The sequence below is a fragment of the Thermococcus sp. MV11 genome, assembly GCF_012027285.1.
Classification (GTDB): Archaea; Methanobacteriota_B; Thermococci; order Thermococcales; family Thermococcaceae; genus Thermococcus; species Thermococcus cleftensis.
Genome location: NZ_SNUD01000003.1, coordinates 308526 through 322574, shown reverse-complemented (window position 1 = coordinate 322574; position 14049 = coordinate 308526). Strand labels below are relative to the sequence as shown.

The window sequence follows — 14049 nt, the reverse complement described above, 5'->3', positions numbered from 1 at the left end:
GCCTGCCCTGGAACGGATCGCATTAAGGTTATCCAACCTCCACACCCCCCTCCCCGAGGGCGTCGTAATCCGGCTCAGGCTCCGCGGTGTAGAAATCCAGACCGAACCACGAGACGACCTCGAGTATCTCCCCAACCTGCCTCTCGCTCAGCTTGTCCTTCCACTTAAGGAGCTGTTTGGGGGTTCCTATGTACTCCTTTCCGTAGCTTTTCCTCGTGACCATGCTCGGCTTTTTCACTTTCTTCCATGCCCCCTCCGGAACCCCCTCCCCGATGTGGCCAAATACAGCCTCAAGCTCCTCCGCCGGGTTTACGATGAGGCGCTCATACACCACCGTGTACCATGGGAAGGGTCTCTCCGAGGAGAGGGGAACGTAGTTCTCAAAGGCCCACACCGCGGCGAGGCGGCCTATCTCGGTATTCAAGCGGGCAACGCGCCCGGCCAGTTCCTCCAGGCCCTCCACCTTGCGCACTTCATTGGCCAGCTGCTCTGGGGTTATCCTTGAATAGTAGCCCGTCGCAATCTGGGACGCTATGGTGGCGCAGGGGTGGCGGATTATGAAGTAGAAGCCCCTCAGCTCGAAGTTCCCCGCCACCCAGGGGAGGACTGTGTTGGCCCTCACGAACTTGACGACCAGTTTCGATGCCCTCAGCCGGGGGAGCACGGGGCGGCGGTATGGGAACCTCGCGTGAACCCTTCCAGAGAAGACCCTCTCCAGGTAATCACCGAGCCAGGCCAGCTCGGTCTCGTCGGGAACATAGGGGGTGTACGGAAAGCCGTTCCTTCCGAACTCGGGATACCATCTAGGGTGGAAGGGCTCGAACACCGACTTGTAGCCCGGAATGGACTCGAGAAGCTCCATAAGCCAGGTCGAGCCGGAGCGCGGGCTTCCAAATATCGCTATGGTATCCTCCATTCTGTAATCGTGAACGAGTGAAGCAAAGGCATCGACGGAGTGATTGAAGCGAGCGAGCAACTTTTCAGCCATTCCCATCTGTGCTCCCTCCGGCAACCGGTTTTATGATTGGGGACGGCGGGTTATATAGTTTGTTGAACCAAAAGACTATTTAAGGTCACCCCGTTTCTTACCACAGTGGAGGAAAAATGCTTGAAGTTTCGGTGGTTATATCGACGCTCTACAAGAGGCCAAGAGAGCTGGCCGAGTGCCTCAGATCAATAACCCACCAGAGCGTGAAGCCGATCGAGGTCATTCTCATCAACGGTGCGCCCTCAAGGGAGGAAGAGAGAACGGTCGAGGGTGAGATAAAGCTCCTGAGATCCAGGGGGATCGCGGTCAAGAGGCTCCACCTTCCCCGCTCCAGCCTCCCCCACGCCAGGAACGTCGGGGCAAAGGTTGCCAGAGGCGATGTAATCCTCTTCCTGGACGACGACGTGATCCTGGAAAGGGACTACTGGAGAACATTATCCTGACTTACGAGGAGCACCCGAACGCCATGGGCGTCCAGGGGTTCATAACCAACAGGGTCAGCGGGAACAACCCCCTCATCAGGTTCGGCCTTCTGAAGTTCCTCTGGTGGCTCCTCCAGCGCGGCTACTACGAGGTCGATGTTCACAAACAACTCCCCTCACTCTTTGAGATCCTTCCCTACAGGCTCACGAGAACGATAAACAGGGAGAGCTTCAGCGGAACGAACATGTCCTACCGGAGGGAGGCCTTCGGGCACCTAGAGTTCGACGAGAGGCTGAAGAAATACGCCGTGGGGGAGGACAAGGACTTCTCCTACCGACTCCACAAGCTCTTCCCGGGCTCGCTCTACCAGACCCCAAAGGCCAGGCTGGTGCATCAGGAGGCCCCGGCCGGGAGGCTTTCTTCCCGGCAGTTCGAGGTGATGAGGCAGGTTTATCACCTCTACCTGTTCTACAAGCTCTTCGAGAACACTCTCTCCAACAAAGTCCGCTATGCCCTCGGAAGAATGGGGGACCTGCTGCTCTACTCGATCCTGTTCGCGACCTCAGGCTTTAAAAGGGAGAACGCCCGTAGGATAATTTACATGATTGAGGGCCTGGCGATGGCGACCCTCAACAGGAACAGGATCAAGAGGGGAGATGTAAACTTCTGGACGGAGCGGGTCCCCCATGGGGAGAATAATAATCCTGGGTATAGACGGGCTGGAATACGATCTGGTGAGGGAGTGGAACCTGAAGTACCTGCAGCAAAGGGCGTTCACGAAAACCGATCTCTCGGATTTTGAGGTAATCGTGACCCCGCCGATATGGGCATCGATGCTCACCGGGAAAAAGATACCCGAGATAGAGGAGCCGTTCATAAAGAGGCAGAAGTTCATAGCCAACAAGGGCAACATAACGAAGGTCAAAACCCCCTGGTACGTCAAGCTGGGGGCCAAGATACTCCCCCTTTCGATAAGGAAGAAGCTCGGGGACGCGATAACCTCCAACCCCTTCGAGGCCACCTACGACTACCTGCTCAGGAACAGGAAATACAGGACCATCTTCGACTACTTCGAGAAGACCTGGACCAACGGCGTTCCCTCCTACGGCAGGAACGTCTCAAACCCTGAGGTGAGGGAGGCGATGAAGGAGGCTGTGAAGGGCAACCTCCGGCCCCTCATAGAGTACGCGATGAGAACCTACGAGAGGGACAGGAGGGCACTGATGGAGGCCCTGGAGAAAGATTACGAGCTTATCTTCTGGTACACCCCCTTCCTCGACGAGGTGTCCCACTTCCTAATAGGGAAGAAGCTCAAGCTCATGAACCTCTACTTCGACCTCAACAAGCTGGCGAAGCTCGTCTCAGAGAAGCTGGACGAGGGCGACGTTCTCTACATAATCTCCGACCACGGAATGGAGCCGGTTCCAGGGGACCCACGGGGCGGTGACCACTCGGACCACGGCTTCTTCAGCAGCAACACCGGGGAGCTGATAGGGAAGCCCCAGGAGCTCTTTGACCTGGTGGTGAAGAGGGCGGAGGGGAGGAAGTGAGGCTGAGGAGCTCGAAAACCCGGGGCTACCTGCTCGTCACCCCCGCAAAGAACGAAGAGGCGAACCTGCCCCTGCTGGCCAAAAGCGTTGTGAACCAGAGCCTCAGGCCAAGGCTGTGGGTGATAGTGAACGACAACAGCTCCGACGGGACGGGGAAGATAGCTGAGGAGCTCGCCGAAAGGCACCGCTGGATAGAGGTTCTCCACCTGAAGGGCGGCGGGGGCTACGACCTGAAGTATCGTTACTCTCAAGTAGTCAGGATCGGGTTCGAGAGGGCGCTCTCGCTGGCCATTGGGAGGGGCATACCCTTCGGATACATAGGAGTTCTGGACGCGGACTTCATACTGGAGCGCAGGTTCTTCGAAAAACTCGTGGAGGCCTTTGGAAGGGACCCCCGGCTTGGAATCGTGAGTGGCGGCGGCTACTACCTGAAGGGCGGGCGGCTCGTCTGGGAGGGAACCGACCCCGAGAGACCGAAGGGCAGTCCGAGGCTCTTCAGGAGGGAGTGCTTCAGGGAGGTCGGTGGGTACCGCGAGGGTCCAAGCCCCGACACCGTCTCCCACTACCTCGCGAGGTTCCTCGGGTGGAGAACCGGGCAGGTGGTCGATGCCATAGCGGTCCAGCTCAGGGAGACGGAGGGACGCTTCGGCCACCTGAGGGGCTACGAGATGCTGGGCTGGTCCAACTACAAGCTCGGCGCGTCCTTCACGTCGATCCTTGCCAGAGCAGGATTTCTGATGCTTCAGAACCCGGTCAAGGGCTACGCCCTCGTTGCCGGATACCTCAAAGCGTTTAAGGGCCACGAGAGAAGAATAGAGAACGGGGACCTCAGGGAGATGATACGGAGTGACCTGACCCTGGGGAGCAACCTCCGCAAGCTCAGGAGGATAAGGGACGCGAGAAAGCTGGTGCCGGTTCGGGAGAGTGATGTCCGTGGGTAAGCCAAACGTCATAATCATCGTCCTCGACACCCTGAGGAAGGACCACTCGAGGGGCATAGAGAGGCTCCTCACGAGGGACTTCGGGTTCACGAGCATCGAAAACGCGATAACAACATCACCCTGGACGATACCCAGCCACGCCTCGATGTTCACCGGCCTCTATCCCCTCTACCACGGGGTTCACGAGGGCAGGAAGAGAAAGGTGCCCGACGTGAGGTTCCGGGAGGACGGGACGTACCTCCACGAGGTTTTGGGGTCTCTCGGGTACACAACCTACCTCCTCACGGCCAACTTCTTCGTGGGCCCCGACTTCGGCATCAGGGCGTTCGACGAGTTCAGAGACACCCTCAAGCCCCTCATCGAGGACAGAGACCGGGAGGAGCTGAACGAGGTGCTCAAAAAGCACGAGCCGAGGAACGCCCTCGAGCTGACCTGGGCACTTGTAAAGGAGAGGAAGTTCACCCTGCCGTTCAAGATTTTCCTGAGGATAGTGGGCAGGTACGGCGAAGGGTGGCCCAGGGACAAGGGGGCGAAGGTGACGGAGAGGCTCCTCTCAGAGATGGAGCTGAAGAGGCCGGTTTACATGTTCATCAACCTCATGGAGGTTCACGAGCCATATTCCATCTTCGAGGGCTTCACCGACGCCCCAGTCGTGAACAGGCTTCTCGGCGAGGAGCCTGAGCTCGTCGAAAAGTGGAGGAAGGGCTATCCAAGGCAGGTGGAATACCTGGAGAAGAGGCTCAGGGAGATGATGGAGACCCTCGAGGACAGGAACCTGATGGAAAACTCCGTCATCGTCGTCACGAGCGACCACGGACAGTTGCTCGGGGAGGACAACAGGCTGGGACACGGGGTTTTCTTGGACGACGAGCTCCTGAGGGTGCCCCTCCTCATAAAAGCCCCCCACGAGATAGGAGAAACGGGAGGCTACGTGAGCCTCGCGAGGATAAAGCCCTTTATCCTGAGCCAGGTTGAGGGGAAGGACTTCCAGCTGGCCTCGGAGTACGCCCTGGCGGAGAGCTTCGGAACCCACTATCCCTACCCCAACCTGCCCGAGGAGAAGCTCGAGGCCGTGAAGGAGCTCGAGAAGTACAGGATAAAGCTCTACCACCGGGAGGGCACCGCGGTCTTCAACGTCGATGACTGGAAGCTCGAGGGGGTTGAATCGGAGGCGGAGGACTTCGAGAGAAAGGCCAGGAGGCTGATACTCAGGCACCTGAGCCTCCTCACCGGCGGGAGGGTAGCCGGGTGAGGCCGGCTGTTTCGGTCATAATCCCAACCTACAACAGGGACAGGCTCCTCAGGAGGGCAATAGAGAGCGTATTAAACCAGAGTTTCGACGACTTCGAGGTGCTCGTGGTGGACGGCGCCAGGAGCGAATCGACGAGGGAACTCATCAGGTCTTTCGGGGACGAGCGCCTGAGGTACGTTCCCCAGCGGGGAAAGGGCATAGCCAACGCCCGCAACCTCGGCGTTTTGAAGGCCCGGGGGAAGTTCATAGCCTTCCTCGACGATGACGACCGCTGGCGGGAGGACAAGCTCGAGCTCCAGATGGAGGCCTTCAGGAAGCTCCCCAGGGACTACGGGCTAATCTACACGGCGTTTACATACTACTACCTGGAGCGGGGAAGGATTCTGGGGATAAAGCACCCCAGGGCGAGCGGAGACGTTTACGGACACATGCTGAGGGACAACATAACCGGGACGTCCACGATAATGGTGAGGCGTGAGTGCTTCAAGAGGGCGGGACTTTTTAGGGAGAGCTTCCCGACCTGCGAGGACTGGGACATGTGGCTGAGAATGGCCAAGCTGTGCCACTTCGGAGCGATAGACGAGCCGCTGGTGGACTATTCCATTCACTCGGGCCAGTTCTCCTTCGCCAAGTACCTGGCGGGGAGGTACAGAATGATAGAGGAGCACGGGGACATAAGGCACGACCCCCGGGTTCTGAGCTATCACCTCCTTCAGATAGGGATACTGAAGCTCTTCGGCGGCGACAGGAGCGGGGCCAGAGAGGTGCTGACCGCGTTCAGGTTGAATCCGACAATGAGGGGCAACCTGTCCGACGTTATCCGCTCCCTCCTCGACGTCAGAACCAAGGTGTACATACTCAAGTTCCTTGGGCGGCTTTAGCCCGATTACTTTTTAAACTCAGCTCGAAAACGCTCTATTAGGTGGCCCAAATGAACAGCACACTGATGGCAGTCATCGTCGGAATCATCGCCTTCTGGATGATCCTATACGCCCTCTTCGGGAGGAGAGAAGAGAAGGAAGAGGGCCTCACCGTGGACATGTTCATCGCCATGTGGAGAACCAAGAAGCTCCTGGGGTTCATAGACAGACTCTCCAGTAAAAACAGGCGCTTCTGGAAGGTCTACGCGGACGTTGGGATAGCCCTCGGCTTCATGGGAATGGTCTACGTCTTCTACGCTCTATTCAAGACCGCAGTTAGGGCTGTACAGACCGGTGGCGAGGGGAGCGGGGTTCAGCTCGTTATCCCCGGCGTTACTATACCCCTCTCCTACGGACTCATCGCCCTCGCCGTCGTGATGGTGGTTCACGAGCTCAGCCATGGGGTGGTGGCCCGGGCCGAGAACCTTCCTCTGAAGTCTGTGGGTCTGGTTCTTCTCGCAGTCATACCCGGCGCCTTCGTCGAGCCTGACGAGGAGGAGCTATCCAAGGCCCCCCTGCGCTCGAGGCTCCGTGTTTACGGTGCTGGTTCACTGGCCAACGTGGCCACCGCCCTGCTGGCAGTTCTGATACTCAATTTCGCCATATCCCCAGTCCTCCAACCCTCGGGAATCCTCGTATCCGGGGTCCTCGATGACGGTCCTGCCTACGGTCTTCTCCAGAAGGGGGACGTGATAATAGCGATGGACGGGCAGCAGATAAAGGATATGGAGGAGTTCATCAACTTCATGAACACCACCAAGCCCGGCCAGGTGATAACGCTCACCGTGCTCAGGGACGGAAGGGAGATTAACCTCCAGCTGAAGCTTGGAGCCCACCCGGACAATCCGGAGAAGGGTTACATCGGGATCTACCCCGCCCAGAACGTGGTCTCGAAGGTTGGAGCCGACTGGCTCGTGCTCCCGCTGTTCTTCACGTTCTACTGGATATACGTGCTCAACATCGGCATAGGGCTGATGAACCTCTTCCCGCTCGTTCCTCTGGACGGCGGGAGAATGCTGGACGATGTTCTCAAGGAGTACCTGCCCGAGAGGATAGTGCAGCCCATCAGGTACTTCACCATCGGAGTGGGCCTTTTCCTGCTGGCCCTCAACGTCCTTCCGGCACTGAGGAACCTCATCGGCTGAGGCTTAACTTTTTTAACACCTTTTTCAACCCGGAACGGGTGAAAAAATGAAGTGCTCCAAGTGCAACCGGCCAGCGGTTTACCACGCGCGCTACACCGGGCGGTACTACTGCCACAGGCACTTCAACGAGATGGTGGAAAAGAAGTTCAAGGAAACGGTGAAGAAGTACCGCCTCATTGAGAAAGGAGAGAGAATAGCAGTGGGAGTTTCCGGGGGGAAGGACAGCGTCGTTCTGCTTCACCTGTTGGCCAAGCTCCGCGAGAAGTTCCCCTTCGAGTTAGTTGCGATAACGATAGACGAGGGCATAGCTGGCTATAGGCCGCCGAGCGTTGAGATAGCGAGGAGGAACGCGGAGAAGCTCGGGATAGAGCACAGGATTTATTCCTTCAAGGAATACATCGGATTCACCCTCGACGAGGCGGTGGAGATAATGGGGAGCTTCGAGAGGGGGGAAAGGGTTGGTGCCTGCTCCTACTGCGGCGTCTGGAGGCGCTGGCTTCTGAACTACGCGGCCAAAGACGTCGAGGCCGATAAATTAGCTGTGGGCCACAACCTGGACGACGAGGTGCAGATGTTCATCATGAACATCCTCAGGGGGGACATAGCGAGACTGGGAAGAACCGGCCCCTACTACGAGGAGATACACCCGGAGCTCGTTCCGAGGATAAAGCCGCTCCGTGAGATTCCCGAGAAGGAGATAGTCCTCTACGCGGTTCTGAACGGAATAGAAGTCGACCTGAGCGAGTGTCCATACGCGGTCGAGGCCTTCCGGGCCGAGATAAGGGACTGGCTCAACGAGATGGAGGAGAGACACCCCGGCACCAAGTACCAGATACTCAGGAGCTACGACAAGCTCTTCCCGCTCATAGCAAAGACCTACACCAAAAAGACGAGCGAGCTGAACCGCTGCAGGATATGCGGCCAGCCGACGACGGGGGAGGTATGCAAGGCCTGCCAGTTCAGGTTACAGGTCGAGAGGAAGGCGAGGGAGAGGGGACTGACGTTCAGGGTGGATTAAGCGAACGGGTGTTTATAAAGGGTTGTTCAGTATACTAAACAACCTTTATAAAGGTTAAGGGCAAGTGACAACCATGGACGAGAACCTCGCGCGCGTCATAGTTGAGTGGCAGGAGAACTGGACACCGGAGCTAGTTGAGAGGGACTTCGACTTCTCGCTGGTTCCTGAGAGACCGAAGAAAATCATCACATTCGCGGGCTGCCGGAGGACTGGAAAAACGTACCTCATGTTCCAGCTGATAAACGAGCTCTCGGAGAAAGTGCCGAGGGAGGATATTTTCTACGTCAACTTTGAGGACGAGAGGCTCGAAAAGAGGACCGAAACACTCACCGAGCTCATCCCAACAATAGAGGAGCTCTTCGGGAAGAGGAAGCGGCTGTACCTCTTCCTCGACGAGATCCAGAACATCCCTGGATGGGACTCGTGGGCGAGGAGGGTAAACGACTCCATGAAAAACGTCCGCCTCTTCCTGAGCGGTTCCTCCTCAAAGCTATCGAGCAGGGAGATACCCACGTCGCTGAGGGGACGGGCGCTCACCTTTGAAGTGTTTCCCCTGAGCTTCCGGGAGTTCCTCCGCTTCAAAAGGTTTGAAGTACCCCACAACGTCGGCCTCAGCGGAAAAAAGGCCCAGCTCCTGAACCTCCTGAGGGAGTACATCCTCTACGGGGGGTTCCCAGAGGTGGTACTGACGGACGACAGGCGCATAAAGGGCCTCATAGTCAGGGACTACTTCAACACTATCATAGCCCTCGACGTCATCGAGAGGTACAGGGTGCGTAACCCCGAGGAGCTCAGGGCCTTCATACGGCTCCTCCTCAACTCTGAGTACTTCAGCCTGAGCAAGATGGAGAGAACCATGAGAAGCCTCGGCTACGCTGTGAGCAAGGCCACGCTCTCGAACTACCTCAACCACCTGAGGGAGTGCTACTTCGCCTTTCCCGTGGAGGTTTACTCCTCAAAGGTCAGGCTGAGGATACAGCACCCTAAGAAGATATACTTCGTGGACACGTCCTTCACCACCTTCCTGAGCGTGAGGTTTAGCGAGAACTTCGGAAGGCTGATGGAGAACGCGGTCTTCATAGAACTCCTAAGGAGGGGCAGGGAGGTGAACTACGCCCTCGGGAAGGGGTGGGAGGTGGACTTCGTACTCCCAGAGGAGGAAACCCTCATTCAGGTGAGCTACGACGTTTCAAACCCCGGGACACTGGACAGGGAAGTGAAGGCGCTGAAAACGGCCATGCGGGAGTTCGGATGGAAAAACGCCAAGCTGATAACCTGGGAGCGGGAAGGAAAGATAGATGGAATCGAGGTAATACCCCTGTGGAGGTTCCTGCTTGAAGGTCATTGAAACGCCAATCCCACTCACCGAGCTTGAGGAACTCGCCAAGAGGGCCGGAGCAGACGTTAAGCTCACCCTCGTCGGAAAGAGCGGGAGGAACGGCATCGCTCTCAACAGGGTTCTCATTGAAGGCCCGGAGGAAGAAATCGAGCGCTTCATGGAGAAGCTCCGCTTGGCGAGGGCCGGTGGCTGAATAGGGGAAGTGAGGGAAATTCCGGAGGCCTCTGCCATGATTGACTTCGTCCTTGCACTACTCCTCTGGCTCGCGGTCTTCGTGCCCTCTTCCGTTATAGCGTCCATATCCGCCAGAAAGAGCCCGAAAAGAGCGGGCTTCATGATGCAGCTGACAATGCTCCTACTTTCCCTGACGGCCATGAAGCTTCTCGGCGGGTTCGAAAGGTTCGGCTTCGTCTGGAGTGATGCTTACATAGGCCAGGCCTTCGTCCTCGGCTTTGCAATATCGCTCGTCCTCAACCTCTTTGTACCCTCTAAAGCTATGCCCGGGTTTCTGCCCGAAGGTGCGCGGAAGTTTTTCCTCCTCCTGCTCCTGGCACCGCTGAGCGAGGAGGCCCTCAATAGGGGGCTCCTTGAAGGCTACCTCCTGAACCACGGCCACTTCTGGGGCGCGATAACGTTCTCCGCAACCCTCTTTGCCCTCCCCCACTTGATGGCCTTCGATGGGCCCAGGGAAAGGGCCGTCGTTCTGAGTGGAGCGTTCGTCCTCGGCCTCCTAGCGGGTTACATCTTCGCCCTGGGCGGCATGGCCCCGGCCTTCGTTCTCCACTCCTCCGCGAACCTCGCTGGCTTGGCCGTTCTGAAGTTCAGAGAAAGTCGGGGGTATAAATAGCAGTGCGCCATACTTTCAACCGGTGGGAGAAATGGAAGAGGTTAGGGAACTGAAGAGCGTCCTTGAGAGGGTCGAGGGCAAGCTGATAGCGGCGGGGAAGCTCTACGGCGCGATGAGCTTCGCGGTCTGGCTGGCCGTGATGCTGTTATACTACGTGATCATCGGCGTTTTTGACCTTCCCTGGCAGTTCAACATCGTTTACTGGCCCGTGGCGTTCATACTGGCGATGGGCTTCACGGGAAGGATATGGAGGAGGCTTCAGAAGCTTGGAATGGCCACCGGGAAGGAAGTGGAATCATCGACCACCAGCGGAATCCTGATAGCCGTTTCATGGATAACTGGAATCGCCCTCGGGTGGGGGGTTATTCCGAGGCTGGACCCCGGGGTAAACGCGGAGGCCAGCCTCGCGGTGGGCTTTTTGAGCTTCATAACCCTCTCGGTCTTCGGCATGTGGCTGGTCTTCGCAAAGTACAGCGGAGTGGAGCGCGAGATTATACCATCGTTTCTGATTCCCGCCCTGGGAATAGCCCTTGCGGCCAAGATGGAAAGCGGTGCCATGGTCTGGGCGGGATTTCTCGTGGCGCTGGGATTCTCGCTCTCTGTGCTGCTGTACATCTACTCAGCCTTCAAGGCGATAGAGCGGTGATAGAATGGAGGCCCTGCGGGAGCTGAGCAGGAACCACGTCCTGGGAAATCCCATAAGGCTAGGGATTATGCTCTACCTTCTCCCGAGGGGAAAGGTTCTGTTCAGGGAACTTCTGGACGTTCTCGATGTAACCCCCGGAAACCTTGACTCCCACCTCAAGGCCCTTGAAAAAGCGGGCTACGTCGAGCTCTACAAGGTCTTCGCCGACAGACCGAGAACCGCGGTGAGGATAACCGAGAAGGGGGCGGAGGAAACCGGAGAGTACCTGAGGGCTCTCAGGGAGGTTCTCTCACTCATCTCCCAGGAGGTGTAAATGGGTACCCCCTGCTCGATACCATCAACAGTCCGGACAGTGCCCCGAGTTGTTCCATCAAAACGTCTCTAACCTTGTTGAGGAGCGTTTCTTGAAGGATTCCCTCGGTGAAGCGGCTTCCAATCCACTCCACGAACTCCCAGCCGATGCCCACAGCGAGGAGAACCACGAAGGAGTGACCCAGCAGCTCCCACCCCCCCAAGTCCGGCCTGAGGTTCATGAGCACCTCCGTTACAATCAGCCACATCACGAGGCCGCCGAGGAAGTGGCTTATCATGTCCACGTCCCTGAAGGCCACGTTGAAGAGGTCGATGTCCGTGAATGGAACGTTCACGAGGGAGGCATGTACTGCCAGGAAAATAGAGGTTACCGCGAGGGTTCCACGGTTGAAGAAAGGGCTCAGCAGGGCGCCGGCGACACCATCTGGCCTTTCATAGCGGCCGCTGACGTGGTAAGTTAGGAGTACGAAAGCTATCATCCAGCCGGTTCTCAGGATATGGTCCACCCTGCGGTAGTATATCCCGGTGAGAAAGCCCACCGCGAGCACGACGAGCGAGGTGAAGATAATGTAGGACTCGCGGTTTATAAGCATCACCAGTCCGGGACGTTTCCCGAACTACTTAAGTCTTTCTCCCCGCCCTCGCCTCCTCCTCGGCCCTCCGGAGAAGCTCCTTCTTCCTCTCCAGCCGGTACTCCTCCAGAAGACGGAGAACCTTTTCCGCCTCTCTTCTCTCGTCCTCCCGCTCCCACCTCGACAGCAGTTCCTCGATGGCCCCCTCCAGGGTCTCCCGCTCAACCACCGCGAACTCATCGACGCGCTTGACGTCAAGCTCTTCGCTCGTGAAGAAGGGCACGTGGGCCTCTCTCAGCACTTCCCTCACCGGCTCCGGAAGGGGCCTCTCGGTTATCAGGGCTTTTATCTCCTTCTCGACCAGCTCCTCGGCTATGGCCTTCCCCGCCCCTGCTGGATTGAGGACGAAGAGCACATCACCCCTCCTTATCCCGACCTCCCGTTCCAGCCTCTCAAGTTCGCGCCAGCTCAGAACCCTGAGAACCTTCAGCGGGACTGCCGAACCGCGGATTTCAACCACGTTCATGCGCTTGACCTGGACCAGATCCCTGCTCAGCCTCTCTATGACCGCCTTGGCTTCCTTAAGCTGCTTTTCCAACACCTCTATGCGCTTAACCTTCGCCTCAAGCTCCCTCTCGCGGAGTACCTTCCTCCTCACCTCCTCGTCGTAGTCAGCTATGCGCCTCTCGAGCCTCTCGATGGTTCTCCTCTGCTCCCTGATTATCCCGCGAAGCTCCTCGTTCTCCCGCTCGAGGAACTCTATCCTCTCCTCAAGCTCCCGGATTTTCCTGAGGTAGGGCCGTACATCGACGCTCCCGCTTTCCTCCTGCCGAGGCTCCGGCCTTCTGTCCTCCCTCCTCGCGGCCACCCTCTGCATCGCCTCGCCGAGGTTGTAGCCCTGAATGACGAGGGCCTTAACCTCGTCGGCCTTCTTGCTAAGCCCAGCATCGCGCAGTTTGGCATCAATGTGCTCCAGCTTCGGCTTGAGCCTGAGGTAGGCCTTGTAAGCGGCAGCCAAAGCGTCCCGCTGGTGGTCGTCCTCGACCTTTATCCCAAGGCCCCTGAGGAGCTCGTTCTTCTCCTCAACCCGGAGGCTCTCCCTGGGGACAAAGAGGTTGGCCTTGAAGGAGCGGGCTATCTTCTCGACGAAGCCCGGGGCGGGGGAAACGTCGGTCGCAACCACAACCGGGTGGCCGACCTCGCTTATGAACCTGAAGACCTCGCCGACGGGCATGTTCCTCTCGCTGTGTAAAGCCACTATGTTTCCGCTCAGGTCTATCGCGGCTATGCCGACGGTTATGCCCGGGTCTATGCCGACTATGATGCTCCTCCTCTCCCTCACCGCCTCCTCACCCTTCAGCGGGGCAAAGCCCAGCTCGGCCCTCTCCACAGGCTGGATTCTCACCTCGACGTCGCCACCGCGCATCGGCCTTATCAGCCCGGCCAGCTCCTCCCTGCTCGCGTACACCCTGAACTCGCCCCTGGCCAGGCCGTGGTCCCTCTCCTCCGTCTCAAGGTCGAAGGGTATATCCGCCCTTCTGAGCCTGTCCTCTATCTCCCTCACCTTGTCGCGGACGAGGTTGTGCACGCGCTTCCTGTACCTGTCCTGGCTCCAGCCGCCCTTGCCGTGGCTCCTGCCCCGGGTTACCCTGACTATAACCTCGTCCTCGAAGGCCAGAACCTCGTAGCCAACGCCCCTGCTCGCGAGCAGGGCGGAGAGCTTCGCCTCCTCGTAGGGGTCGAACCTGTCTGCTGTTCTTATGCCGTGCTCCCTTGCGAGGCTCTGGAGGCTCCTCTGCTCCCCGGGCCTCCCGGTCACCTGGACGAGCTTCGTCTCCGGCGGAAGCGCCCGTAGGAACTTCCTCAGGTCCTCACCGAGCTCGGTCACGCTGTCTATGGCGACTATATCGGGCCTCTTGGCCTGAATGAACCGGATTAGGCGGTAGAGGGTGAACTCCCCCTTTCTCTCGAGCCTTCCGTTGAACCAGCTCACGACGGCGAACCTCTTCGGGTTCTCACTTATCACGTCAAGGCCGAGGATCAGAATAGGCCTCACCCTCATGGGCTTTGTAGGGTTTAGGAAAGGGGATTTAAAA

General features: G+C 58.1%; 16 protein-coding genes. 13 read left to right on the top strand and 3 right to left on the bottom strand.

Annotated features, from left to right (window positions below; all coding sequences use genetic code 11):
- Positions 1-28 precede the first annotated feature (28 nt).
- On the bottom strand, positions 29-994 hold the full coding sequence (locus E3E27_RS09355; RefSeq protein ID WP_167774344.1) for a sulfotransferase: 966 nt from the start codon (positions 992-994) through the stop codon (positions 29-31).
- Positions 995-1104: 110 nt separating this feature from the next.
- On the opposite strand from E3E27_RS09355, the gene E3E27_RS10760 reads away from it, so the two are divergent.
- From E3E27_RS10760 to E3E27_RS09295, 13 genes are all read left to right on the top strand, one after another.
- Positions 1105-1431: a glycosyltransferase family A protein gene (locus E3E27_RS10760; protein WP_240910711.1), complete on the top strand. Its 327-nt coding sequence runs from the start codon at positions 1105-1107 to the stop codon at positions 1429-1431.
- A gap of 23 nt (positions 1432-1454) precedes the next feature.
- Positions 1455-2213 (top strand): hypothetical protein, encoded by a 759-nt coding sequence (locus E3E27_RS09350; protein WP_240910710.1) that lies wholly within the window; start codon positions 1455-1457, stop codon positions 2211-2213.
- Positions 2098-2961, top strand: a complete 864-nt coding sequence (locus E3E27_RS09345) for an alkaline phosphatase family protein (protein ID WP_167774343.1) — start codon at positions 2098-2100, stop codon at positions 2959-2961. Before E3E27_RS09350 ends, E3E27_RS09345 begins: the two co-directional genes overlap by 116 nt.
- The gene (locus E3E27_RS09340) at positions 2958-3902 is read left to right on the top strand and encodes a glycosyltransferase family A protein (RefSeq protein WP_167774342.1); all 945 of its coding nucleotides are present in this window, start codon (positions 2958-2960) and stop codon (positions 3900-3902) included. The genes E3E27_RS09345 and E3E27_RS09340 overlap by 4 nt, the downstream gene beginning before the upstream one ends.
- Positions 3889-5154: a sulfatase-like hydrolase/transferase gene (locus E3E27_RS09335; protein WP_167774341.1), complete on the top strand. Its 1266-nt coding sequence runs from the start codon at positions 3889-3891 to the stop codon at positions 5152-5154. Before E3E27_RS09340 ends, E3E27_RS09335 begins: the two co-directional genes overlap by 14 nt.
- Complete coding sequence (locus E3E27_RS09330) at positions 5151-6035, top strand: glycosyltransferase (protein WP_167774340.1); 885 nt, start codon at positions 5151-5153, stop codon at positions 6033-6035. The genes E3E27_RS09335 and E3E27_RS09330 overlap by 4 nt, the downstream gene beginning before the upstream one ends.
- A 50-nt stretch (positions 6036-6085) precedes the next feature.
- Positions 6086-7219 (top strand): site-2 protease family protein, encoded by a 1134-nt coding sequence (locus tag E3E27_RS09325; protein WP_167774339.1) that lies wholly within the window; start codon positions 6086-6088, stop codon positions 7217-7219.
- Positions 7220-7265: 46 nt separating this feature from the next.
- Entirely contained in the window at positions 7266-8237 is a 972-nt protein-coding gene (locus tag E3E27_RS09320) for a TIGR00269 family protein (protein WP_167774338.1), read from the top strand.
- 73 nt (positions 8238-8310) lie between these two features.
- Positions 8311-9585 carry an ATP-binding protein gene (locus E3E27_RS09315; RefSeq protein WP_167774337.1) on the top strand — a complete coding sequence of 425 codons (1275 nt, stop codon included), beginning with the start codon at positions 8311-8313 and terminating at the stop codon, positions 9583-9585.
- Complete coding sequence (locus tag E3E27_RS09310) at positions 9572-9769, top strand: TIGR04140 family protein (RefSeq protein WP_167774336.1); 198 nt, start codon at positions 9572-9574, stop codon at positions 9767-9769. Before E3E27_RS09315 ends, E3E27_RS09310 begins: the two co-directional genes overlap by 14 nt.
- A 9-nt stretch (positions 9770-9778) precedes the next feature.
- Entirely contained in the window at positions 9779-10423 is a 645-nt protein-coding gene (locus tag E3E27_RS09305) for a lysostaphin resistance A-like protein (protein WP_371731585.1), read from the top strand.
- A 31-nt stretch (positions 10424-10454) separates the two neighbouring features.
- Positions 10455-11069, top strand: a complete 615-nt coding sequence (locus tag E3E27_RS09300; RefSeq protein ID WP_167774335.1) for a hypothetical protein — start codon at positions 10455-10457, stop codon at positions 11067-11069.
- 4 nt (positions 11070-11073) lie between these two features.
- Positions 11074-11382, top strand: a complete 309-nt coding sequence (locus E3E27_RS09295) for a transcriptional regulator (RefSeq protein ID WP_167774334.1) — start codon at positions 11074-11076, stop codon at positions 11380-11382.
- Here the strand turns inward: E3E27_RS09295 and E3E27_RS09290 are convergent.
- A complete protein-coding gene (locus tag E3E27_RS09290) occupies positions 11363-11974 on the bottom strand; it encodes a DUF2238 domain-containing protein (RefSeq protein ID WP_167774410.1) in 612 nt (203 codons plus the stop codon). The two genes, E3E27_RS09295 and E3E27_RS09290, sit on opposite strands and share 20 nt — an antisense overlap.
- A 28-nt stretch (positions 11975-12002) precedes the next feature.
- The gene (locus tag E3E27_RS09285; RefSeq protein WP_167774333.1) at positions 12003-14015 is read right to left on the bottom strand and encodes a DUF460 domain-containing protein; all 2013 of its coding nucleotides are present in this window, start codon (positions 14013-14015) and stop codon (positions 12003-12005) included.
- Positions 14016-14049 lie beyond the last annotated feature (34 nt).

Coding starts and splice junctions, on each gene's coding strand:
- E3E27_RS09355 (WP_167774344.1), bottom strand. CDS start 994: ATGGGAATGGCTGAAAAGTTGCTCGCTCGCTTCAATCACTCCGTCGAT.
- E3E27_RS10760 (WP_240910711.1), top strand. CDS start 1,105: ATGCTTGAAGTTTCGGTGGTTATATCGACGCTCTACAAGAGGCCAAGA.
- E3E27_RS09350 (WP_240910710.1), top strand. CDS start 1,455: ATGGGCGTCCAGGGGTTCATAACCAACAGGGTCAGCGGGAACAACCCC.
- E3E27_RS09345 (WP_167774343.1), top strand. CDS start 2,098: ATGGGGAGAATAATAATCCTGGGTATAGACGGGCTGGAATACGATCTG.
- E3E27_RS09335 (WP_167774341.1), top strand. CDS start 3,889: ATGTCCGTGGGTAAGCCAAACGTCATAATCATCGTCCTCGACACCCTG.
- E3E27_RS09325 (WP_167774339.1), top strand. CDS start 6,086: ATGAACAGCACACTGATGGCAGTCATCGTCGGAATCATCGCCTTCTGG.
- E3E27_RS09320 (WP_167774338.1), top strand. CDS start 7,266: ATGAAGTGCTCCAAGTGCAACCGGCCAGCGGTTTACCACGCGCGCTAC.
- E3E27_RS09315 (WP_167774337.1), top strand. CDS start 8,311: ATGGACGAGAACCTCGCGCGCGTCATAGTTGAGTGGCAGGAGAACTGG.
- E3E27_RS09300 (WP_167774335.1), top strand. CDS start 10,455: ATGGAAGAGGTTAGGGAACTGAAGAGCGTCCTTGAGAGGGTCGAGGGC.
- E3E27_RS09295 (WP_167774334.1), top strand. CDS start 11,074: ATGGAGGCCCTGCGGGAGCTGAGCAGGAACCACGTCCTGGGAAATCCC.
- E3E27_RS09290 (WP_167774410.1), bottom strand. CDS start 11,974: ATGCTTATAAACCGCGAGTCCTACATTATCTTCACCTCGCTCGTCGTG.
- E3E27_RS09285 (WP_167774333.1), bottom strand. CDS start 14,015: ATGAGGGTGAGGCCTATTCTGATCCTCGGCCTTGACGTGATAAGTGAG.